General features: G+C 66.8%; 18 protein-coding genes and 1 tRNA gene. 12 read left to right on the forward strand and 7 right to left on the reverse strand.

Annotation, left to right across the window (positions count from 1 at the left end; genetic code table 11):
• Nucleotides 1–102 precede the first annotated feature (102 nt).
• The 3 genes from ARC20_RS12675 to ARC20_RS12685 all read left to right on the forward strand — a co-directional run bounded on the left by ARC20_RS12675 (nucleotide 103) and on the right by ARC20_RS12685 (nucleotide 1,839).
• A complete protein-coding gene (locus ARC20_RS12675) occupies nucleotides 103–345 on the forward strand; it encodes a hypothetical protein (RefSeq protein WP_057647663.1) in 243 nt (80 codons plus the stop codon).
• A 73-nt stretch (nucleotides 346–418) separates the two neighbouring features.
• Nucleotides 419–1,291, forward strand: a complete 873-nt coding sequence (locus ARC20_RS12680) for an SEL1-like repeat protein (protein WP_057647664.1) — start codon at nucleotides 419–421, stop codon at nucleotides 1,289–1,291.
• A gap of 173 nt (nucleotides 1,292–1,464) precedes the next feature.
• A complete protein-coding gene (locus ARC20_RS12685) occupies nucleotides 1,465–1,839 on the forward strand; it encodes a hypothetical protein (RefSeq protein WP_146165861.1) in 375 nt (124 codons plus the stop codon).
• Nucleotides 1,840–2,156: 317 nt separating this feature from the next.
• On the opposite strand, the gene ARC20_RS18005 is transcribed toward ARC20_RS12685, so the two are convergent.
• The 3 genes from ARC20_RS18005 to ARC20_RS12695 all read right to left on the reverse strand — a co-directional run bounded on the left by ARC20_RS18005 (nucleotide 2,157) and on the right by ARC20_RS12695 (nucleotide 5,220).
• Complete coding sequence (locus tag ARC20_RS18005; protein ID WP_081418179.1) at nucleotides 2,157–3,185, reverse strand: DNA cytosine methyltransferase; 1,029 nt, start codon at nucleotides 3,183–3,185, stop codon at nucleotides 2,157–2,159.
• A 13-nt stretch (nucleotides 3,186–3,198) separates the two neighbouring features.
• Nucleotides 3,199–4,977: an AAA family ATPase gene (locus ARC20_RS18010; RefSeq protein WP_081418180.1), complete on the reverse strand. Its 1,779-nt coding sequence runs from the start codon at nucleotides 4,975–4,977 to the stop codon at nucleotides 3,199–3,201.
• A 166-nt stretch (nucleotides 4,978–5,143) separates the two neighbouring features.
• Nucleotides 5,144–5,220 (reverse strand) — tRNA-Arg (locus ARC20_RS12695).
• A gap of 169 nt (nucleotides 5,221–5,389) precedes the next feature.
• On the opposite strand from ARC20_RS12695, the gene amaB reads away from it, so the two are divergent.
• The 7 genes from amaB (at nucleotide 5,390) to ARC20_RS12730 (ending at nucleotide 11,866) form a co-directional block, all read left to right on the forward strand.
• A complete protein-coding gene (amaB, locus tag ARC20_RS12700; RefSeq protein ID WP_057647670.1) occupies nucleotides 5,390–6,922 on the forward strand; it encodes an L-piperidine-6-carboxylate dehydrogenase in 1,533 nt (510 codons plus the stop codon).
• Nucleotides 6,923–7,064: 142 nt separating this feature from the next.
• On the forward strand, nucleotides 7,065–7,346 hold the full coding sequence (locus tag ARC20_RS12705) for a DUF4190 domain-containing protein (protein ID WP_057647672.1): 282 nt from the start codon (nucleotides 7,065–7,067) through the stop codon (nucleotides 7,344–7,346).
• A gap of 5 nt (nucleotides 7,347–7,351) precedes the next feature.
• A complete protein-coding gene (locus tag ARC20_RS12710; RefSeq protein ID WP_057647674.1) occupies nucleotides 7,352–8,116 on the forward strand; it encodes a class I SAM-dependent methyltransferase in 765 nt (254 codons plus the stop codon).
• Complete coding sequence (locus ARC20_RS12715; RefSeq protein ID WP_057647675.1) at nucleotides 8,117–9,172, forward strand: quinone-dependent dihydroorotate dehydrogenase; 1,056 nt, start codon at nucleotides 8,117–8,119, stop codon at nucleotides 9,170–9,172.
• Nucleotides 9,169–10,209, forward strand: coding sequence for a UDP-N-acetylmuramate dehydrogenase (murB, locus tag ARC20_RS12720; protein ID WP_057647676.1), 1,041 nt, complete (start codon nucleotides 9,169–9,171; stop codon nucleotides 10,207–10,209). Before ARC20_RS12715 ends, murB begins: the two co-directional genes overlap by 4 nt.
• Before the next feature lie 41 nt (nucleotides 10,210–10,250).
• The gene (locus tag ARC20_RS12725) at nucleotides 10,251–11,120 is read left to right on the forward strand and encodes a DMT family transporter (RefSeq protein ID WP_057647702.1); all 870 of its coding nucleotides are present in this window, start codon (nucleotides 10,251–10,253) and stop codon (nucleotides 11,118–11,120) included.
• A gap of 59 nt (nucleotides 11,121–11,179) precedes the next feature.
• Nucleotides 11,180–11,866, forward strand: coding sequence for an aspartate/glutamate racemase family protein (locus tag ARC20_RS12730; protein WP_237642585.1), 687 nt, complete (start codon nucleotides 11,180–11,182; stop codon nucleotides 11,864–11,866).
• A gap of 11 nt (nucleotides 11,867–11,877) precedes the next feature.
• Here the strand turns inward: ARC20_RS12730 and ARC20_RS12735 are convergent, their stop codons facing one another.
• Together ARC20_RS12735 and ispG are read right to left on the reverse strand one after the other, a co-directional pair.
• Nucleotides 11,878–12,585, reverse strand: a complete 708-nt coding sequence (locus tag ARC20_RS12735; RefSeq protein WP_057647678.1) for a phosphatase PAP2 family protein — start codon at nucleotides 12,583–12,585, stop codon at nucleotides 11,878–11,880.
• Nucleotides 12,566–13,831, reverse strand: a complete 1,266-nt coding sequence (gene ispG, locus ARC20_RS12740; RefSeq protein WP_057647680.1) for a flavodoxin-dependent (E)-4-hydroxy-3-methylbut-2-enyl-diphosphate synthase — start codon at nucleotides 13,829–13,831, stop codon at nucleotides 12,566–12,568. The genes ARC20_RS12735 and ispG overlap by 20 nt, the downstream gene beginning before the upstream one ends.
• Before the next feature lie 145 nt (nucleotides 13,832–13,976).
• Here ispG and ARC20_RS12745 point away from each other — a divergent pair, with 145 nt between their 5' ends.
• On the forward strand, nucleotides 13,977–15,209 hold the full coding sequence (locus ARC20_RS12745; RefSeq protein WP_057647682.1) for an ATP-binding protein: 1,233 nt from the start codon (nucleotides 13,977–13,979) through the stop codon (nucleotides 15,207–15,209).
• A 95-nt stretch (nucleotides 15,210–15,304) separates the two neighbouring features.
• Nucleotides 15,305–15,868, forward strand: coding sequence for a response regulator transcription factor (locus ARC20_RS12750; RefSeq protein ID WP_057647684.1), 564 nt, complete (start codon nucleotides 15,305–15,307; stop codon nucleotides 15,866–15,868).
• Between the two features lie 74 nt (nucleotides 15,869–15,942).
• On the opposite strand, the gene ARC20_RS12755 is transcribed toward ARC20_RS12750, so the two are convergent.
• The gene (locus ARC20_RS12755; RefSeq protein WP_057647685.1) at nucleotides 15,943–17,505 is read right to left on the reverse strand and encodes a sodium/sugar symporter; all 1,563 of its coding nucleotides are present in this window, start codon (nucleotides 17,503–17,505) and stop codon (nucleotides 15,943–15,945) included.
• Nucleotides 17,506–17,604: 99 nt separating this feature from the next.
• Nucleotides 17,605–20,223, reverse strand: a complete 2,619-nt coding sequence (locus ARC20_RS12760; protein ID WP_057647705.1) for a glycoside hydrolase family 3 protein — start codon at nucleotides 20,221–20,223, stop codon at nucleotides 17,605–17,607.
• Between the last annotated feature and the right edge of the window lie 393 nt (nucleotides 20,224–20,616).

Below are 20,616 nucleotides of genomic sequence, written 5' to 3' on the forward strand. Positions count from 1 at the left end.
TGGCCTGGGCGCATTCTAGCCAGCGCGCGGCGGGGGCGACAACGCGCCCGGCCCGGCCGGCCCGTCTCATCCGGTGAGACGGGGGAACCCTAGAGTCCAGCGATGCGCACGGATACGCCCATCGAACTCGCCTATGCCCGGGCCTACGCCCTCCTGCGCGCGGCCGGCGCCAGCGACCAGGCCACGTTCGATATCGTCTTCGCCCGCGCGCATGGCGAGCTGCTGGCGTTGTTTCCCGAGCAGCAGGCGCAGATCGTGGAGGTGCTGCTGCAGTTCGCGCGGCATTTGGGCCGGGCGGCGGCTTGGCGGGAAATCGGGGCAGCCGCACACCAGCAGATCGCTTAGATAAATCGAATGGCCCTGGTTTTGCGCCGAGGGGGAGGCTGCGCATGCACGTCATGCCGGGAGCCAAACCACCATGCGCCGCTTGTTGATCGTGGGTACGTTCGTCCTGATGGGTCTTTTGGCATGGCAGGTCACCCACCGACCACGCCCGCCATTTCCAGCGCTTCCCGCGCAGATGGAAGCAACTGCGCCCGCCGAGGCAACTCCGTCTTACACGCCCGAGGCGCGCGAGTCGGCACCCGCCTCCCGCCAGCCGAGCGATATCCTTTCGACCCAACGGCTGCCCGATATTCCCGCGGCCCAGCTTGCCGAGTCGCTGGCGTCGCGCGCGCAGGCCGGCGACTCCCAAGCGGCCAGTCAACTCTATCTCGTGCTGTCCAGATGCAATCATCTGGCCCGGGACACCTCCATTGACTGGCGCCCCGAGTACATGGATCCGGCCCTGTTGGACCGGCTGGGGATGTCCGAAGCCCAGCTGCTCGCTGGCCTGGAATGGAACGCGCTGGCATCGGAAGCAGCCGAGCTGGAGGATTGCCAGAACATTCCCGCCGATCGCTTGCGACAGGCCAGCACGTGGCTGGAACGTGCCGCCCGGGAGGGCGACCCCTACGCTCGACTGGTCTACGCCGACAGCGTGCAAGACCTCGTCGGCGGCCCGAGGGAAATGCTGGCTGCCCCCGAAAAAGTCGCGCAGTTCAGGCGCGACGCCATCACCTACCTGCAAGCGGTCGCAGCGACGGGAAGCCCAGAAGCCATGGCCCGGCTCGCCGCCGCCTATTCGTCGGGCGTATTGGTCGAACGTGATCCCTTGCTCGCTCATGCCTACGAGATCGCTGCTGCGGCCGCTGCCGGATCAGCCATTCCTGCGTCGGCGGTGGAGACAGAACTGAGCAGCCAGGAGTTGGCCAGGGCCCGGACGCTGGCCAGGGAGATCGCAAAGCCATGAGATGGAATCGCGGGAATTTTGGCGTCTCTTCGGAGCGGATCGCGGAAACGCCACTTCCGGCATACTGGCGGGGCGATGCGTACGCCTCCGCCTTCCACGGGAGGTTTCGGAACGGCCATCGCGAGTGATCCACGCGGGCCGCCATGGCGCCCACAGAAACCAAGGAGATGCACTTGTACGGACTACTGCTCACCGCCGCCCTGCAGGCCGCGGCCCCCTCGCCCACCCCTTCGGCCAGCCCCACCTGCAGCTGCGCGCGCCAGTGCGACGCGATGTGGGTGGAAGCGGCCAGCGGTCTGGAGCGTTTCACGGGCGCGCGGCTGGAGGTGATCTCCAGCTTCCGATTGGAAAGCCACCTTCCGCGCATGGAAGGCCTCTACGGCAGTGTCGAACGCCGCCCTATCGAGAATGGACGCGACGAAATCAATGTCGCCTTCATGGCGTTGCCGGATACGCAGGAGCTGCAGTTGCTCGCGGAGAGGTCGGCGCAGGCGTTCAACGAACGCGTGACGGCGGCGGGGAAGCGGATTCAGTGCCCGGCGAAGTAAGCGGATCTTGCGGCCCAGCCCAGCTCGAACTGGTGACCACCCAAGGACACTCTATCGGTCTGATTAAGAAGAACTTCCAAGGCTGACGTAAATGGGCATCTGTAAAGGCTGCCGCACACCTTTGGGTTCACGGCCGCATCTCTCACACTTCGCTGCGTCGGGACCATATCTTGGCCGGCCACCCATACCATGCCCCGTCGACTATTTCCGCGCGCTTGACAACATATGGAAATGATCAATCGCATCGCCGCTGCGATTCTAGTACTTCGCAATGCAATGAAATCGGTGGCGGCGGCTTGCCCAGGCCTCGCACGCAGCTAAGAAATAAAGCTCCCAGCGTGAGCGGCGATCAACGGCGGAGGCAGCGCGTTCCCAATCATCAGCGCTATGGATTCCTTACCGTGGCCAACAACAAACTTATAGTCGAGCGGAAAGCCTTGGAGTAGAGCCGCCTCTCGCAAGGTTATCGTCCGATTGGACTCAGGGTGTAAGAATCTACCCTTCGAAGGATTGTGACACCCACTAGTTATGGCAGGTGCAACCTTGTCCCATGCCATACGCCCGTAGACATCGTTAAAGCCGCTACTCTTCTTGTGACAATCAAGAATCAAATGATCGGGCAAATCGCGGCGACTTCCGCCATCCTTAGGAATCAACCCAATTATCCGCCGCACTGCTTCGGAGCGATTCTCCGGAATTGAATGCAACGGATCGTCTACGTCACCAGGCTCTCGTACGTCGCTCAGTGCTTTCCGGACGGTCGAGCGCTCAGCCACCGGCTCCGGGAGCGACGGTAGTTCCAGCAATGAAGCAAGCATGATCAACCGCCTCCTGCGCTGAGGGACTCCGTAGTCTGCGGCATCGATCACTTCTACCAAGCATTTATAGCCCATACTTTCTAGCGTAGCCACGAAAGATCGAAAACGAGCATCCCCCCTCAATGAAGGCACGTTCTCCAATAGAATATTCTGGGGTCGAAATGCCTCCGCGAAGCGTTGAAACTCAATAACCAGATTGTTCCGAGGGTCTTCGATAGATGCGAACTTGTTTCTAGTTCGCAGCCTAGAGAAACCTTGACAGGGCGGGCAGCCAGCCAGCAGTTTGAGATCGCCTACACCCAGACCCAGCTGATCTCGCAGGAGCACCGGGTCAAGCTGACGGATATCAGTTGCGCAGAGTTGCACATCAGGATGATTTAACCGATAGGTCTCCTGAGCTTTCGGATCGACCTCTACCGCGGCAAGCACTCTGTAGCCAGCTTGACGAAGACCGAGGCTCAACCCGCCGCAACCACTGAACAAGTCAACGGCGCTTGGCATTTCTCGTGATGTTTCGATATGTCTCATATTCGCGCCCCAGTCATCGACGGCGGCTCTTAATCCAGGCAGCCACGCAAGCCCTTATTGTAACGAGGTCCGCGTTGTCCTCGGACAACTGTGCGATCTTCATTTTCGCAAGCACCAACAATTCTTGAGCGTTGACCTCGACACCATTCGACAGCAACACAGCTAGTGCCTCCTTGCACTCTTCCGAGCTCTTGGGCGCGGCGCACCCCCATCCCGGAACTCCATCCATGATGACCTGCTCAGGACAGAGCTTTGGCAAATAGCGGAGGCGCTGTCGGATCCATGTCAAATAGTCAAGCTGGGCTTCTATCTCCGCACGCGCCCTCCCCTCATCGTCATTTCCGCCTGCAAGCAAGAACTTGGGCCTTGCGCCCAACTCTCTCTCGTACAATGCTGGAAGGTCTGCATATTGTGCGGGAGCAATCTGGGCAGGGTCACGGAACTCGGGGACCCTGCGCTTGTCACCATCTAGAAGTAGATAGACATCATCACCCGTCAACATTGCTCCCGGCCCGTGGTGGACGAACATTGCCTCTGCACCACCAGGCGCAACTCTTACCTCCACGATCGATCGCTCACCCTCATCCAAGGACTCGATCGCCTTCACGACGAGCATCTGAGCCATCGGATCTTCGACTAGAACACGCATCTTCCCTGCCGGAGCTCTCCCAATTCGATGAAGGGCTACGAGAGGAGAGCAGCCATTGATGACCCGCGCCTTTCCCTTACCATTATCCTCAAAAACACAGATCGCCGAGTCCGGCAACCCCTCCAATAGATCGGCCGAATGTGTTGAAACGACGATTTGATGCTTGTGGACTTTGATTTGATCGAGCAAAAACTTCAGGAGCGCCCTTTGAGCACCCGGATGAAGCGATGTCTCTGGCTCGTCCAATAGAATCAGGGAGCCTGGCTTCGCCCCCATCACTTTTGTAACCACACTTACCGCGGATACCTCACCGGTTCCCGCGAAGGCCTCCGAGTATTCGATGCCGCGCTTGAACACAACGGTCAGATCTTTGCCACGATTCTTTGGATACAGCGAGTGTTCGATCACTCTGGCGCTATCGTATGTGCGACCCAGAATTAGACAGACAGCCTTGAGCTCATCTGGTGTTAATAGCCGATTGCCAAACAATCTCTCACGCCCACCAAGAGAGTACGAGGTTACACCCGAATCCTTGATGCGCTTGAGTCGCGTGGCCTCACGCAGCATCACGACACGACGGTCTCCCAGGCTGCCACCTTGGTCCATATAAAAGTAACGATCGAATGACCCGAACGACATTTTTAGGTTGATGTAGACAACCTCGCGCCGCACGGGGTTCCAGCGGTCTTTTGACATGCCTTCGTACTTGCCCTCAGGCATATCGCTCATGCCATCAGCCCGACTGGAACGATACGGCTCCCAGTAGTCGTAGTCTCGGGCCTTACCCAAGCGCGCCTTCCGCGTCTCAACCACCCCTTTAAACGATGCGTTCCAGTGACCATAGACGAAGCGCTGAGGATCTTTCCTCGTACCCGCGATAGGATCTAGATCGGTAGCAAACCAAAATTGAGCGGTAGACTGTCCAAACGGAGCACCATAGAACGCATGCAGGACGGAAGTTTTGCCAACTCCGTTCGGGCCAACCAGCGCAGCAAAAGGAAAGTCGAACTTCACAGTTGCATATGGCTCAAGGCTCTTGAATTGAGGGAAGCGGATGTGGGTAATGAACCCTGGCAGCGGCCTGCCTGGCTTGAAGCCTCCGAGAACCCTTACAAGGGCTGCGATTTCTGCATCTATATCCATCAATGCGCCATCCCTGACTAGTTGCTTGAGGCGTGAGGATAGCGAAAGAGCCCAACAAGCGCCTCGTAGCGCGGACGTCGGTTGGCGTCTGTCTGACAGAAAGGTGGTGAGACGAGAAGCGCCTTGAGGTCGCAGCTACACTTGTGCGCCAAGTCGTTGCTTGATCTGGTGACCCCGGCCCGATTCGAACGGGCGACCTTCCCCTTAGGAGGGGGACGCTCTATCCAGCTGAGCTACGGGGCCTAAGCGGCGGCATTGTCGCACGAACCCCCCGCGCCCCACAGCCGCGGGCCGCGCCGGAACGCAGCGCAGCAAGGCCCGTCGCGGCCCTCTGCTAAAATCACCGGTTCCCGCGCCGCCTTCCCCCGCGCTTTCCGGCGGCGCCTCGATGCCACGTTTAGGAGTACCTTGCATGTCCGCAGCCCTGCTCAAGACGCTCGACCTCGCCGCGACCAACCCCGGCACCTATCTCGGCCAGGGCGAATGGTCCCAGTCCACCGGCGCCGGCGTCCTGCAGCCGCTGAACCCCACCACCAACGAGGTGATCGCCGAAGTCCAGGCCACCACCGAGGCGGACTACGAGACGGTCATCGCCCGCGCGCAGGAAGCCTTCAAGGCCTGGCGCAGCGTGCCGGCCCCGCGCCGCGGCGAAGCCGTGCGCCTGTGCGGCGAGGCACTGCGCCGGCACAAGGACGCGCTCGGCTCGCTGGTCGCGCTCGAAATGGGCAAGAGCAAGCCCGAGGGCGATGGCGAAGTGCAGGAAATGATCGACATCGCCGATTTCGCCGTCGGCCAGAGCCGCATGCTCTACGGCTACACGATGCACTCCGAGCGCCCCGGCCACCGCATGTACGAGCAGTACCAGCCGCTGGGCCTGGTCGGCATCATCAGCGCGTTCAACTTCCCCGTCGCGGTGTGGAGCTGGAACGCGTTCCTGGCGGCGATCTGCGGCGACGTGTGCATCTGGAAGCCGTCCAACAAGACCCCGCTGACCGCGCTGGCCACGATGAAGATCTGCAACGCCGCGCTCAAGGAAGGCGGCTTCCCGGACATCTTCTTCCTCATCAACGATGCCGGCACCGCGCTGTCCGAGCGCCTGGTCGATGACACGCGCGTGCCGCTGATCAGCTTCACCGGCTCCACCCAGGTCGGCCGCACGGTCGCCGGCAAGGTCGCCCAGCGCCTGGGCCGCTCGCTGCTGGAACTGGGCGGCAACAACGCGATCATCCTGGACGAAAGCGCCGACCTGAAGCTGGCGGTGCCGGGCATCGTGTTCGGCGCGGTCGGCACCGCCGGCCAGCGCTGCACCACCACCCGCCGCCTGATCGTGCACGAATCCATCTACGACAACGTGCTGGCCACGCTGGTCAAGGCGTACAAGCAGGTCGAGGGCAAGATCGGCGACCCGACCGATGCGGCCAACTTGATGGGCCCGCTCAACAGCCGCGGCGCGGTCGAGCAGTTCCTGGCCTCCATCGAGAAGGCCAAGGCGTCCGGCGGCACCGTGCAGACCGGCGGCAACGCCATCGACCGCCCGGGCAACTTCGTGCTGCCGGCCATCGTCACCGGCCTGAAGAACAGCGACGAGGTCGTCCAGCACGAGACCTTCGCGCCGATCCTCTACGTGATGAAGTACGCGACCCTGGACGAGGCCATCGACATGCAGAACGGCGTGCCGCAGGGCCTGTCGTCGTCGATCTTCACCCAGAACCTCAAGGCCGCCGAGCGCTTCCTGTCGGCCGCGGGTTCGGATTGCGGCATCGCCAACGTCAACATCGGCACCTCCGGCGCGGAGATCGGCGGCGCGTTCGGCGGCGAGAAGGACACCGGCGGCGGCCGCGAATCCGGCTCGGATGCGTGGAAGGTCTACATGCGCCGCCAGACCAACACCATCAACTACTCCGATTCGCTGCCGCTGGCGCAGGGCATCAAGTTCGACCTCTGAGCCGGCCCCCGGCCGCCATCGCCTCCCCAGCGCGGGAGGCGATGGCGCAGCGTCTTGCCTCCATGCCGTGGCGCGCCCCTTTTTGCGCCGTCCTAAGGGATAATCCCGGCTGTCCGCTCACTCACCGCAACGGAGCCGCTTGATGGGCAGCGTTCGACAGACCAGCACCTTGGCCATCGTCAGCCTGGTGGCCGGCATCCTCGGTTGGACCATCCTGCCCTTCCTCGGCAGCGTCACGGCGATCATCACCGGCCACATGGCGCGCGGCGAGATCCGTCGCCAGCCGGACCGCCTGGACGGTGACGCCCTGGCCCTGGTCGGCCTGGTATTGGGCTGGGTCAACGTGGGCTTGTGGATCCTCGGCGTGCTCGCCTTCGTCATGTTCTTCGGCGGCCTGGCCTGGCTGGGCTGGGCCAACTCCTGAGCGCGATGGACCTGTCCTCGCAATCACGCTTCAGCAACCGGGTGGCGGATTACGTCCGCTACCGCCCGGGCTATCCCCCGCAACTGATGGCCTGGGTGCACGGCCGCCTCGGCATCGCGCCGCAGGCCCGCGTGGCCGATATCGGCGCTGGCACCGGCATCTCTTCGCGGCTGTTCCTGCAGGCCGGCCATCCGGTCATCGCGGTCGAGCCGAACGCGGCGATGCGCGCGGCGGCCGAGCAGTGGCTGGGCGGTGAGGCCGGTTTCTCGGCCATCGGCGGCAGCGCCGAAGCCACCGGCCTGGCCGACGCCAGCGTGGACGTGGTCAGCGCGGCGCAAGCCTTCCACTGGTTCGACATGCGCGCCGTGCGCGTGGAATGGGCGCGCATCCTGCGCCCCGGCGGGCTGGCGGTGGTCTACTGGAACTCGCGCCTGCTGGAGGCCACGCCGTTCCTGGCCGGCTACGAGGCCCTGCTGCTGGAGTACGGCACCGACTACAGCGCGGTGTCCGAGCGCTACCAGGACGACGCCACCATGCGCGCCTGGTTCGGCGAGGGCTTCGTTGACGCCGCCAGCTTCCCCAACGTGCAGCGCATGGATTTCAGCGCGCTGCGCGGCCGCCTGCTCTCCTCGTCCTATGCCCCGGCCGAAGGCCAGCCGCGCCACGCGCCGATGCTCGAAGCGCTGCGCGCGCTGTTCGACCGCCACGCGGTGGACGGCCACATCGAATTCGCTTACCAGACGCGTGCCTTCGCCGGCACCTTGAACTGAATGTATTCCTTCGCACGCCCCTTCCTGTTCGCCCTCGACGCCGAACGCGCCCACGGCCTGGGCCTGCGCGCGATCGAGACCGCCTACCGCACCGGCACCACTTCGCTGCTGGCGCCGCGCATCGCGCCCCTGCCCACCCCGGCCTTCGGCCTGCAGTTCCCCAACCCGGTCGGCCTGGCCGCCGGCCTGGACAAGAACGGCGAACATGTCGAGGCGCTGTTCGCGCTCGGCTTCGGCTTCGTGGAGATCGGCACGGTCACGCCGCGCCCGCAGGCCGGCAATCCGCGCCCGCGCCTGTTCCGGCTGCCGGCGCACGAAGCCATCATCAACCGCATGGGCTTCAACAACCTCGGCGTCGATGCGCTGGTGCGCAACGTCGAGCGCGCGCGCCGCCGCGGCGGCCTGCTGGGCATCAACATCGGCAAGAACAAGGACACGCCCAACGAGTCCGCCGCCGACGATTACCTGCACTGCCTGGAGCGGGTGTACCCGCTGGCGGACTACATCACCGTCAACATCTCCTCGCCCAACACCGCCGGCCTGCGCGAACTGCAGGAAGAGCAGGCGCTGCGCCAGCTCGTCGGCGCGCTGCGCGAAGGCCAGGAGAAGCTCGCCGCCCAGCATGGCAAGCGCGTGCCGATGCTGGTCAAGGTGGCGCCTGACCTGAGCGACCGCGACATCGAGGCCGCCGCGCGCGTGCTCTCGGAACTCTCGGTCGACGGCGTGATCGCCACCAACACCACCATCGGCCGCCCGCTGGTCGAAAGCGACCCGGTGGCGAAGGAAACCGGCGGCCTGTCCGGCGCGCCGCTGATGGGCCAATCGACGCTGGTGCTGCGCCGCCTGCGCTCGCGCCTGCCCGAGTCGATCCCGCTGATCGGCGTGGGCGGCATCGCCAGCGGCGCCGACGCGGTGGCCAAGATGTCCGCCGGCGCCAGCCTGGTGCAGGTGTACAGCGGGCTGATCTATCGCGGGCCGGCGCTGGTCGGCGAATGCGTCGAGGCGATCCGCCGCCGCCGCGAGGCCCCGAGCCGCGGGGCGGTCTCGGCGCTATGACGACGGCCTGGACGCTGCACGAAAACGCGCCGCTGCGCAGCCTCAACACCTTCCACGTCGACGCCACCGCGCCCTGGCTGCTGCAGCTGGACGACCCGACCGCGCTGCCCGAGGCGCTGGCCCTGCCCGTCCTGGCCGGGCAACCGCTGCTGGTGCTGGGCAGCGGCAGCAACGTGCTGCTGGCCGGCGACCCGGAAGGCGTCGTGCTGAGCTTCAACAACCGCGGCATCGAGATTCTCGAACACCACGCCGACCACGCCCTCGTGCGCGCCGGCGCCGGTACGCCGTGGCACGGGCTGGTGATGTGGTCGCTGGAGCAGGGCCTGTCGGGCCTGGAAAACCTGGCGTTGATCCCCGGCACCGTCGGCGCCGCGCCGATCCAGAACATCGGCGCCTATGGCGCGCAGGTGGGCGAGTTCGTGCACGTGGTCGAGGCCTGGGACCGGCAGGCGAATGCGATCGTGCGGCTCGACGCCGAACAGTGCGCCTTCGGTTACCGCGACAGCGTGTTCAAGCGCGAACCGGGCCGGTGGCTGATCATGGCGGTCGAACTGCGCCTGCCGCTGCTGCACGAGTTGCGCCTGGACTACGCCGGCATCCGCGAGGAACTGGCGGCGATGGGCGTGGCCCACCCGGAGGCGCGCGATGTCGCCGAGGCGGTGATCGCCATCCGCCGGCGCAAGCTGCCCGACCCGGACGTGCTCGGCAACGCCGGCAGCTTCTTCAAGAATCCGCAGCTGCCGCTGGAGCAGATCGAGACGCTGCGCCACGAATGGCCCGCCCTGCCGGTGTTCCCCGGGGAGCGCGAGGGCCAGGGCAAGGTGTCGGCGGCATGGCTGATCGAACAGTGCGGCTGGAAGGGCGCGCGCGAGGGTGATGCCGGGGTCTCCCCGCACCACGCGCTGGTGCTGGTGAACCATGGCCAGGCCACGGGCGCGCAGCTGCTGGCGCTGGCGCGCCGCATCGCCGATTCGGTCCGCGAACGCTTCGCGGTGGTGATCGAGCCGGAGCCGCTGCTGATCGGCGCACAGTGGTGAACGCCGCCAGCACGCACACGCCGCTGCGCGCGGCCGGGCTGATGCTGGTCAGCACCTGCTGCTTCGGCCTGATGGCCATCGCCATCCGCTACGCCTCGGCCTCGGTGGCGACCAACCAGATCGCCTTCTTCCGCAATTTCTTCGGCCTGCTGGCGCTGCTGCCGTTCCTGTTCGTGCGTGGCGGCCCGCTGCCGCGCACCAGGCATATGCACCTGTACCTGGTGCGCACGCTGATCGGCCTGGCCTCGATGCTGTGCGGCTTCTGGGCGATCGGCCACCTGCCGCTGGCGCAGGCGATCTCGCTGTCCTACTCCACGCCGCTGTTCGTCACCGTGCTGGCGGTGCTGTGGCTGGGCGAGAAAGTGCGCATGCGCCGCTGGCTGGCGGTGGCCGCCGGGTTCATCGGCGTGCTGATCATCCTGCGCCCGGGCTCGTCCACCTTCAGCCCCGGGCTGCTGGTGGCGCTGGCGGCGGCGATGATCAGCGCGGTGGTGGCGATCCAGATCAAGCAGCTCTCGCGCACCGATCCGCCCGACACCGTGGTGTTCTACACCTACGTGCTGTGGGTGCCGATGTCGCTGCTCACCGCGCTGCCGAATTGGAGCTGGCCGCAGGGCGGCACGTGGGTGTGGCTGGTGCTCACCGGCGTGTTCGGCACCGGCGGGCAGCTGTTCTGGACGCGTGCGCTGAAGCTGGGCGAAGTCTCCGCGCTGCAGCCGATCAGCTTCATGCAGCTGCCGCTGGTCGCGGCGCTGGGTGGCTGGCTGTTCGGCGAATCGCTGGACCGGCACACGGTGGCCGGCGCGGTGATCATCGTCGGCGCCAACGTCTACATCGCCCACCGCGAGGCGGTGCTGGCGCGGCGGGCCGCCACGCATGCCCCGGTGGAGGGGGCCAAGCCGGGCGAATGAACTACAGTGGCCGCATGGCTACTGATTCGTTCCCGGCGTCGCGTCCCGCCCCGCTCCGCATGATCGGCCTGATCGGCGGCATGAGTTGGGAATCCACCCTGCCCTACTACCGCCACATCAACGAGGTCGTGCGCCGCGACTGCGGCGGCCTGCATTCGGCGCGGCTGCTGTTGTACAGCGTGGACTTCGCCGACATCGAGGCGATGCAGCAGGCCGGCGACTGGGAAGCCGCCGGCGAAGCACTGGCCGATGCCGCGCGTGCCCTGCAGGCCGGCGGCGCGGATTTCCTGGTGCTGTGCACGAACACGATGCACCGGGTGGCCGGGGCGATCGAGGCGGCCACGCCGCTGCGGCTGCTGCATATCGCCGACCCCACCGCCGAGGCGCTGGCGTCGCTGGACGTGCGCAAGGTCGGCCTGCTCGGGACGCGCTTCACGATGGAGCAACCGTTCTACCGCGAGCGGCTGGAGGCGCGCGGGTTCGAGGTGATCGTGCCCGACGCCCAGGATCGCGCCGACGTGCACCGGATCATCTACGAAGAACTGTGCGTGGGCGTGCTGCACGAGGCCTCGCGGCAGCGCTACCGGGAGGTGATCGCCGGGCTCGTGGCGCAAGGCGCCGGCGCGGTGGTGCTGGGCTGCACGGAGATCGCGCTGCTGGTGGGCGCCGAAGATGCGAGCGTGCCGCTGCTGGACACCGCGCTGCTGCATGCCGAAGCGGCGGCGTTGCGAAGTCTCGACCTGTAGGCGCGCTGGATCTACAGCGACGGCGGCGCCACCGGCCGATGCCGTCGCCACGGCCGCCGGTGCCCGCGGAACAGCACCAGGTACAAGCCGGTCACCCACGCCAGCGCCGCGCACCAGCCGGCCAGGATGTCCGAGGGGTAATGCACCCCCAGGTACACGCGCGACACCCCCACCAGCCCCACGAACGCCGCCGCCAGCGCGGCCACCGGCCAGCGCCAGCGCGTGCGCCATGCCAGCGCGACCAGCACGGCGGCCAGCGTCATCGAACCCATCGCGTGTCCGCTGGGGAAACTGAAAGTGCTTTCCGGCGCGATCGACTCCCACAGGCTCGGCCGCTCGCGCTGGAAGAAGTGCTTGGCCCCGATATTCAACATCGCCGAGCCCACGAACCCCAGCAGCGCGAACGTCGCCTCGCGCCAGCGCCGCAGGCCCAGCAGCACCACCACGACCAGCGTATCGGCCGGGATCAGCCCCCACTGGTAGCCCAGCTTGGACACCAGCACGAAGAACCCATCCAGCGCCGGGTTCGCCCAGCCGCGCAACCGCCACAGCAGCGGGTCGTCGAAGAAGAAGTTCTCCAGCTCGTGGACTTCCTCGGCCAGGCTGGCGAACAGGCCCAGCGGCAGCAACACCCCGCCGAACAGCAGCACGACGCGCCAGGCGTTGCGGCCCAGCCAGTGGCGGAATCCGGCCGGGCTCTCAGCCGGCCGAACGGGCATAGTGGCTATCGACGTATTCGTCGATCAGCGCGACGAATTCCTGCGCGATGTTCTCCCCGCGCAGCGTCACCTTCTTCTCGCCATCCACGAACACCGGCGCGGCGGGCGCCTCGCCCGTGCCCGGCAGCGAGATGCCGATGTTGGCGTGGCGCGATTCGCCCGGCCCGTTCACCACGCAGCCCATCACCGCCAGCGTCATCGACTCGGCGCCCGGGTGGGTGACCTTCCATTCGGGCATCTTGCCGCGCACGTGGTTCTGCACGACCTTGGCCAGCTCCTGGAAGAACTCCGAGGTGGTGCGGCCACAACCCGGGCAGGCGGTGACCAGCGGGGTGAAGGCGCGCTGGCCGGTGGTCTGCAGCAATTCCTGCGCGACGATCACCTCCTGCGTGCGCGACTGCCCCGGCTCGGGCGTCAGCGAAATGCGGATGGTGTCGCCGATGCCTTCCTGCAGCAGCACCGACAGCGCGGCGGCCGAGGCGACGATGCCCTTGCTGCCGATGCCCGCCTCGGTGAGCCCCAGGTGCAGGGCGAAATCGCAGCGGGCGGACATGTCGCGGTACACCGCGATCAGCTCCTGCACGCCGGAGACCTTGGCCGAGAGCACGATGCGGTCGCGCGCCAGGCCCAGTTCCACCGCGCGCTCGGCCGAATCCACCGCCGAACGGATCAGCGCCTCGCGCAGCACGCGGCCGGCGTCCCAGGGCTGCTCGCGGCGGGAGTTCTCGTCCATCAGCTGCGCGGCCAGGCCCTGGTCCAGCGAGCCCCAGTTGGCGCCGATGCGCACCGGCTTGCCGTAGCGGATGGCGAATTCGATCAGCTGGCCGAACTGCAGGTCCTTCTTCTTGCCGAAGCCGACGTTGCCCGGGTTGATGCGGTACTTGGCCAGCGCCTCGGCGCAGGCCGGCTCGCCCGCCAGCAGCTGGTGGCCGTTGTAGTGGAAATCGCCGATCAGCGGCACCTCGATGCCCATCATCGCCAGCTTGTCGACGATGCGCGGGATGGCCGCGGCGGACTCGGGGTTGTTGACCGTCAGGCGCACCATTTCCGAGCCGGCGCGCCACAGTTCGGCGACCTGCTTGACGCTGGCGGCCACGTCGGCGGTGTCGGTGTTGGTCATCGACTGCACCACCACGGGCTTGCCGCCACCGACGGTCACGTTGCCGATGCGGACCGGCTGGGTGAGGCGGCGGGGCCAGGCGCCGGTGTCGGCGGGCGGGGTCGGTCGGGTCACGGCGTCATGCATGCACCCATTTTAGTGCGAGCCGACCCAATCCGTGCCAACTTCCCTTCCGGGCGGCAGCGGGCGGCCGGCACCGCCGGTACCCGCCATGCGCTGTGACAGACTGTCGCACGCGCCCCCACGCACGACGGCATAGCATGGCGCCCTGATGGACAACAGCAACAACGCCTCCTTCCTCCGCACCCTGTGCAGCCTGCGCTGGCTGGCCACCGCCGGGCAGGCGGTCACCATCCTGGTCGCCACCTGGGCGCTGGGCCTGGCCCTGCCCCAGCCGCCGCTGTGGGCCGGCGTGGCCGCGTTGGCGGTGTTCAACCTGTATGCGCGCTGGCGGGTCGGGCTGGAGCGGCCGATCGGGCCGGCCACCGCGTTTGGCCACGTGCTGGTCGACGTGGTGGTGCTGACCTGGATGATCGGCTGGAGCGGTGGCATCGCCAACCCGTTCGGCTCGCTGTTCCTGGTGCTCATCGCGCTAGCCGCCTTCGCCCTGCCGCTGGCCTGGGGCCTGGCGGTGGCCGCGGCCTGCGTGCTCGGCTATGCGCTCAGCGCGATGTTCGGGCTGCCGCTGCCGGCGGGCTACTTCGACCCGCGCATGCTCTACCTGTTCGGCGTGGCGCTCAATTTCCTGCTGTGCTCGGTGGTGGTGGTGGTGTTCACCACGCGGCTGGCGTTCTCGCTGCGCCGGCGCGAGCAGGAGCTGGCCACGCTGCGCGAGCGCTTCGCCCGCAACGAAGGCATCGTCACCCTGGCCACGCATGCGGCCTCGGTGGCGCACGAACTCAACACACCGCTGGCGACGATGACGCTGCTGGTGGACGACATCGCCGAGCAATCCCGGCAGGCCGAACTGCGCGAAGACCTCGACACCCTGCGCGAGCTGCTGGTGCTCTGCCACGAGCGCGTGCTGGCGCTGGCCGCCCCGGCCGACCGCAGCAACGCGCAGGAGGCGATCACCGTGCAGGAAGTGCTGGCGCAGTGGCGCCTGGTGCGCCCGGACGTGCAGCTGCAGCGCAACCTCGACGCGCCCATGCGGCTGCGCCTGGAACCCGGCGTGGGCCACCTGCTGATGGTGCTGCTCAACAACGCCGCCGACGCCAGCGAGCGCGCCGGCCGCCCGCGCGTGGACCTGGAACTGCGCGTGGCCAGCGGCCAGCTGCTGGGCGAAGTGCGCGATTATGGGGCTGGCTTCGACACCGCCAAGGCCACGCTTCCCAATACCCTGTACGACAGCGGCAAGCGGCACGGGATGGGCGTCGGCCTGGCCCTGTCGCACGCCACCGTCGAACGCCTGGCCGGTGAACTGTGGATGCAGCCCGCCCAGGGCAGCGGCGCGCGGGTGGGTTTCCGCCTGCCGTTGCCCGTGGCAGAGGAGACGACGTCGTGAACCCGAGTAACACGCAAGGAGATTCCCGTGGCCTTTCGACCGGCGCTTATGCCGCCTACCCTGCTCCCGCCCCGTTCGGCGCCGGGAGCGTGGACGTGAACGCGCACGCCAGCCGCGTCGGCCTGCTGGTCGATGACGATGCGCTGTACCTGCGCACGCTGCAGCGCAGCCTCGCGCGCCACGGCGTGGAAACCGTGGTGGCCAGCGACCCGGCCAGCGCCTTGAGCGTGGCGCGGCAATCGCGCCCGGACTTCGCGCTGATCGACCTCAAGCTGGGCCACGATTCCGGCCTGGCGCTGATCCAGCCGCTGCGCGCGATCCGCGCCGACATGCGCATCCTGCTGGTGACCGGCTACGCGAGCATCGCCACCGCGGTGGAAGCGATCAAGCTCGGCGCCGACGACTACCTGCCCAAGCCGGCGAACATCCCGACCATCCTGCGCGCACTCGGCGAGGACGACGAGGAACTGCCGGAGGCCGAGGGCGAGGAAGACACCACGCCGGAGATGATGACCCCGCTCAGCCGCCTGCAGTGGGAACACATCCAGCAGGCGCTGCACGAGACCGGCGGCAACATCTCGGCGGCGGCGCGGTTGCTGGGCATGCACCGGCGCTCGCTGCAGCGCAAGCTGACCAAGCGGCCGAGCCCGGGGCGCTGACGCCGCGCTGCTGATCCCACCCCAAACAAAAAGGCCGCCAGAAGGCGGCCTTTTTGCATCACGCTAGCGGCAACTCACCAGAACGCCGTGTACAGCGCGACCAGGATCGCGATGACACCCACCGCGCCCATGTTGAAACTCATCGGCGTGCCGTAGCGCACGTCGTCGGTGCGGATCATGTCGCGGCCCGGCTGCGCCTTCGTCGCGAGCGACACCGCCACCGCGGCCACCAGCGAGGCCAGGAACACCACGCCCACGCGGTCCATGAACGGCAGCGACGGCCATGCCAGCTTGAACACGATCGACAGCACGAACGAGCCGATCGCCGCGGTCAGCGCGCCGGCTTCGTTGGCGCGCTTCCAGAACAGGCCCAGCATGAAGATCACCACGATGCCCGGGGTGAAGAAGCCGGTGAACTCCTGGATGTACTGGAAGCCCTGGTCGAAGCCGCCCAGCAGCGGACGCGCGGTGAGGATGCCCACGATCACCGCCACGATGGCCACGATGCGACCCACGCGCACCAGGTGCTTCTGGTCGGCCTGCGGGCGCGACTTGGCGTAGAAGTCCAGGGTGAAGATGGTCGCCACCGAATTGATCTTCGAAGCCAGCGAGGCCACGATCGCCGCCACCAGCGCGGCGAACACCAGGCCGAGGATGCCGCTGGGCAGCAGCTGCATCATCGTCGGGTAGGCCTGGTCGGGCTTGGCCAGGTCCGGCGCCAGCACCACCGCGGCGATGCCCGGCACCACGATCACCACCGGCATCAGCAGCTTCAGGAACGCGGCGAACACCATGCCCTTCTGCGCCTCGCCGATGTTCTTGGCGGCCAGCGCGCGCTGGATGATGTACTGGTTGAAGCCCCAGTAGCTGATGTTCATGATCCACAGCCCGCCCAGCAGCACGCTCAGGCCCGGCAGGTCCTTGTAGAACGGGTTGTCCTTGGACAGGATCATGTGGAAGTGCTCCGGATGGGCATTCCACAGGTGGTTGAAGCCGGCCAGCACGCCGGCGCCGTCGCCGATGCGCGAGAGGGTCAGGCCGGCCACCAGCAGGCCGCCGAGCACCAGCAGGGTCACCTGCACGATGTCCGTCAGCGCCACCGCCTTCAGGCCGCCGTACAGCTGGTACAGCAGCGCGAAGATGCCGATCAGCGCCAGCGCCAGCATCTGGTCCATGCCGGTGACCTGGGTCACCGCGATCGAACCCAGCCACAGGATCGAGGTCAGGTTGACGAACACGTACAGGCCCAGCCAGAACACCGCCATCAGCGTGCGGATGCGGTTGCCGTACCGGCGTTCCAGGAACTGCGGCATGGTGTAGATGCCGTTGCGCAGGAAGATCGGCAGGAAGAACTTGCCGACGATCAGCAGCGTCAGCGCCGCCATCCATTCGTAGGAGGCGATCGCCAGGCCGATGGCATAGCCGGAGCCGGCCATGCCGATGATCTGCTCGGCGGAGATGTTCGCCGCGATCAGCGAAGCGCCGATCGCCCACCACGGCAGCGACTTGCTGGCGAGGAAGTAATCCTCCGCGCTCTTGTCATGCCCTGCCTTCTCGCGCGAAACCCACTGCGCGAGCACGAAGATGCCGGCCAGATAGACCAGCACGATCACGATATCGAGTGTCGCCAGACCCACTTCACTTCTCCCGGCCAAACGCACGCGGCGCGCGGCTGCGTCGGCTCATTGCCTGAAAAAACGCGCGACGGCCTCCCCGGCCGCCGCGCGCTGCGTTGCTTACTTCGTGGTGGCGCAATCCACCGCGACCGCGTCGGCCTGGCTCTGGCCCAGCGCGATGCGCGAGAACGAGACATCGGCCTTGGCCGCGCTGGCCACGTACGGCAGCTGCACCAGCTTGGACATGTCCGCACCGGCGACCTGGAAGCACTTCAGCGGCACGCCGATGACCTTCCACTCGCCCGCCGGCAGCTTGCCGACGGTCTTGCCGATATCGACCTGGCCGGCGCAGCCCTGCCCGCAACCCACGCCCAGCCACAGCGGGGCGGCGAGGTCGGCGTCGCGGCGCAGCGTCACGTACATCACGATGTCGCCGTTGGTTTCGCGGCTCAGGTCCACCGCCTTGCCCGACACCAGCTGCACGCGCGCGTCCGAAGCGCCCGACCAGACCAGGCGGCGCGCGTCTTCCTGCGCCTTGTGGTCGACCGCGCTCATCTTCAGGCTGCCATCGGAAAGGCCGACCGGCACGGTGGTGGCCGGCATGTCGGCCTGGGTGGCGCTGGAGAGCTGCATCGCCAAACCAATCGCCGGCTTGCCGCGGTTGAAGTACACGCCGCCGGCCGACTGGTCGCCGCTCACGCCGGAGTCTTCCGGCAGCTTGGCCTGCTCGCCCTTGTCGGCGTAGGTCAGGCCGTAGCCGAAGGCGAACTGCGGGTCGTAGTCCTTCTGGCCCACGTTGTTGTGGAACTGCACGGCGGTGCGCGGCCAGGAGAAGCTGAGCTTGCCCTTGAAGTCGTTCTGCACGCTGCCATCGGCCTTGCGCAGGAGGACGTCGGCGATGCCGCCGCCTTCCGAGCCCGGCAGCCAGGCGGCCACGAACGCGTCGGCGGTGTTGATCTCGCGGTTCATCCACAGCGGACGGCCGCTCAGGAACACCGCCACCACCGGGATGCCGTCGGCCTTGAACTTCTTCAGCAGCTCCAGGTCGCTGTCATCGCCCGGCTTGTAGAGCAGCGTGGCGATATCGCCCTGGAACTCGGCGTACGGGTTCTCGCCGAACACCACCACGGCCACGTCCGGCTTGGTCTTGTACTGGCCGTCGATCGCCAGCTCGGCCTTGCCGCCGGCCGCGTCGATCTGCTGCTTGAGGCCTTCCCAGATGGTGTTGCCGTTCGGGTAATCGGCGCGCGTGGTGCCGGTGCCCTGCCAGTTCAGCGTCCAGCCGCCGGACTGCTTGCCCATGTCGTTGGCGCCGTCGCCGGCGACCAGGATGCGCTTGTGCGGATCCAGCGGCAGCGTGCCGCCGTTGTTCTTCAGCAGCACCAGCGATTCGCGCACCGCCTGGCGGGCGATGGCGCGGTGTTCGGGCGAGCCGAGCAGTTCGTACTTGCCACCCAGCGGACGCTGCGACGGCTTGCCGGCCTCGAACAGGCCCAGGCGCATCTTGACGCGCAGGATGCGGCGTACCGCGTCATCCAGGCGCTCCTGGGTGATCTGGCCGGACTTCACTGCCGCCAGCTCGGTCTCGTACAGGCCCTTCCAGCTGTCGGAGGCCATCGCCATGTCCAGGCCGGCGTTGAACGCGGCCGGGCAATCGGTGGTGGTGCAGCCCTTGACCTGGCCGTGGCCGTTCCAGTCGCCGACCACGAAGCCGCCGAAGTTCATGCGGTCCTTCAGCACGTCGGTGAGCATGGCCTTGTAGCCGTGCATCTTCTCGCCGTGGAAGCTGTTGAACGAGGCCATCACGGCCTGCGCGCCGGCTTCGATCGCCGGCGGGTAGCCCGCGGCGTGGATGTCGCGCAGCTCGGCCTCGGTGACCTGCGTGTCGCCCTGGTCCTTGCCGTCGGTGGTGCCGCCGTCGCCGACGTAGTGCTTCACCGAGGAGATGACGTGGTGGCCGTCGAGGAAGCCCGGCGTGCCCGGCTCGCCCTGCAGGCCCTTGACCATTTCACCGGCGTAGCTGGCCACGACCTGCGGCGACTCGGAATAACCCTCGTAGCTGCGGCCCCAGCGATCGTCCTGCGGCACCGCCACGGTCGGCGCGAAGGTCCACTCCATGCCGGTGACGCGGGTTTCGGCGGCGGTGACTTCGCCGATCTTGCGGATCAGCTCGGGGTTGCGCATCGCGCCCAGGCCGATGTTGTGCGGGAACAGGGTGGCGCCGACGATGTTGCTCTGGCCGTGCACGGCGTCGATGCCGAAGATGATCGGGATCGCGTGGCCGCCCTTGGAGGTGTCCATGGAGGCTTCGTAGAACGCGTCGGCGAGCTTGAGCCACTCGGCGGGGCTGGCGTTGTACTTGCCGCCCGGATCGGAGCTGCCGCCGGCGAGGATGGAGCCGATGCGGTACTTGCGCACGTCATCGGGCGTGATGCTGGCGATATCGCCCTGGATGGTCTGGGCGACCTTTTCCTCGACGCTCATCTGCGCCATCACGTCATCGATGCGCTTTTCCAGCGCCGGATCGTTGGCGAACGGCCACTTCGGCGTGGGCCACTGGTCCGGGTGGATGGTGACGGCCTGGTCGGCGGCCGGCGTGGCGGACGCGGCGGCGGTCTTCTCGGCTTCGGCGTTGCCATCGCGATGGCAGGCGGCGAGCAGGAACAGCGAGGCGGCGGTGGCGGCGGCCAGCAGATGACGGGTCATCGGCGCACGCGCGCGACGAGGCAGCTTTTCCAAGATGCGGTTCTCCATACGGGTAGGCCGTCGGGCGGTGAGCCGACGGCGGCGGCGGGTACGTTTCTGCATTTTGTATAGCGCTGTCAAACATCGGCTTCGCTATAGCTCATGGGCATCCGTATATCGAAATGGGATATATGGGGTGTGCAGCGGGAAAAGCGGGTTGGGGGCGAGGTTTTGTTCGCTGCGCGGGGCGGTTGGTGCGCCCGGGCGTCACGCAATATTGCTGCAATGCATCACGAGGGTTTGCGCGGATTGCGCGGGATTTTTCTTTGGGTGTGCTGTGGGCTGGGGGATGGTGGTTTGGGTTTTTTATAGTGGCGCGTTCGTGGTGATGCGGTGTGTTGTGTTGCCTTACGGTGCGGGCACCGGCCTGCCGTATAGGGTCGTCAC

The sequence above is a fragment of the Stenotrophomonas panacihumi genome (assembly GCF_001431645.1).
GTDB lineage: Bacteria > Pseudomonadota > Gammaproteobacteria > Xanthomonadales > Xanthomonadaceae > Stenotrophomonas_A > Stenotrophomonas_A panacihumi.

Excerpts from the sequence above, each read along its gene's own strand:
- ARC20_RS12680 (WP_057647664.1), top strand. The coding sequence starts at position 419 with ATGCGCCGCTTGTTGATCGTGGGTACGTTCGTCCTGATGGGTCTTTTG.
- amaB (WP_057647670.1), top strand. The coding sequence starts at position 5,390 with ATGTCCGCAGCCCTGCTCAAGACGCTCGACCTCGCCGCGACCAACCCC.
- ispG (WP_057647680.1), bottom strand. The coding sequence starts at position 13,831 with ATGCATGACGCCGTGACCCGACCGACCCCGCCCGCCGACACCGGCGCC.
- ARC20_RS12710 (WP_057647674.1), top strand. The coding sequence starts at position 7,352 with ATGGACCTGTCCTCGCAATCACGCTTCAGCAACCGGGTGGCGGATTAC.
- ARC20_RS18010 (WP_081418180.1), bottom strand. The coding sequence starts at position 4,977 with ATGGATATAGATGCAGAAATCGCAGCCCTTGTAAGGGTTCTCGGAGGC.
- ARC20_RS12715 (WP_057647675.1), top strand. The coding sequence starts at position 8,117 with ATGTATTCCTTCGCACGCCCCTTCCTGTTCGCCCTCGACGCCGAACGC.
- ARC20_RS12745 (WP_057647682.1), top strand. The coding sequence starts at position 13,977 with ATGGACAACAGCAACAACGCCTCCTTCCTCCGCACCCTGTGCAGCCTG.
- murB (WP_057647676.1), top strand. The coding sequence starts at position 9,169 with ATGACGACGGCCTGGACGCTGCACGAAAACGCGCCGCTGCGCAGCCTC.
- ARC20_RS12730 (WP_237642585.1), top strand. The coding sequence starts at position 11,180 with ATGATCGGCCTGATCGGCGGCATGAGTTGGGAATCCACCCTGCCCTAC.
- ARC20_RS12675 (WP_057647663.1), top strand. The coding sequence starts at position 103 with ATGCGCACGGATACGCCCATCGAACTCGCCTATGCCCGGGCCTACGCC.
- ARC20_RS12735 (WP_057647678.1), bottom strand. The coding sequence starts at position 12,585 with ATGCCCGTTCGGCCGGCTGAGAGCCCGGCCGGATTCCGCCACTGGCTG.
- ARC20_RS12725 (WP_057647702.1), top strand. The coding sequence starts at position 10,251 with ATGCTGGTCAGCACCTGCTGCTTCGGCCTGATGGCCATCGCCATCCGC.
- ARC20_RS18005 (WP_081418179.1), bottom strand. The coding sequence starts at position 3,185 with ATGAGACATATCGAAACATCACGAGAAATGCCAAGCGCCGTTGACTTG.
- ARC20_RS12705 (WP_057647672.1), top strand. The coding sequence starts at position 7,065 with ATGGGCAGCGTTCGACAGACCAGCACCTTGGCCATCGTCAGCCTGGTG.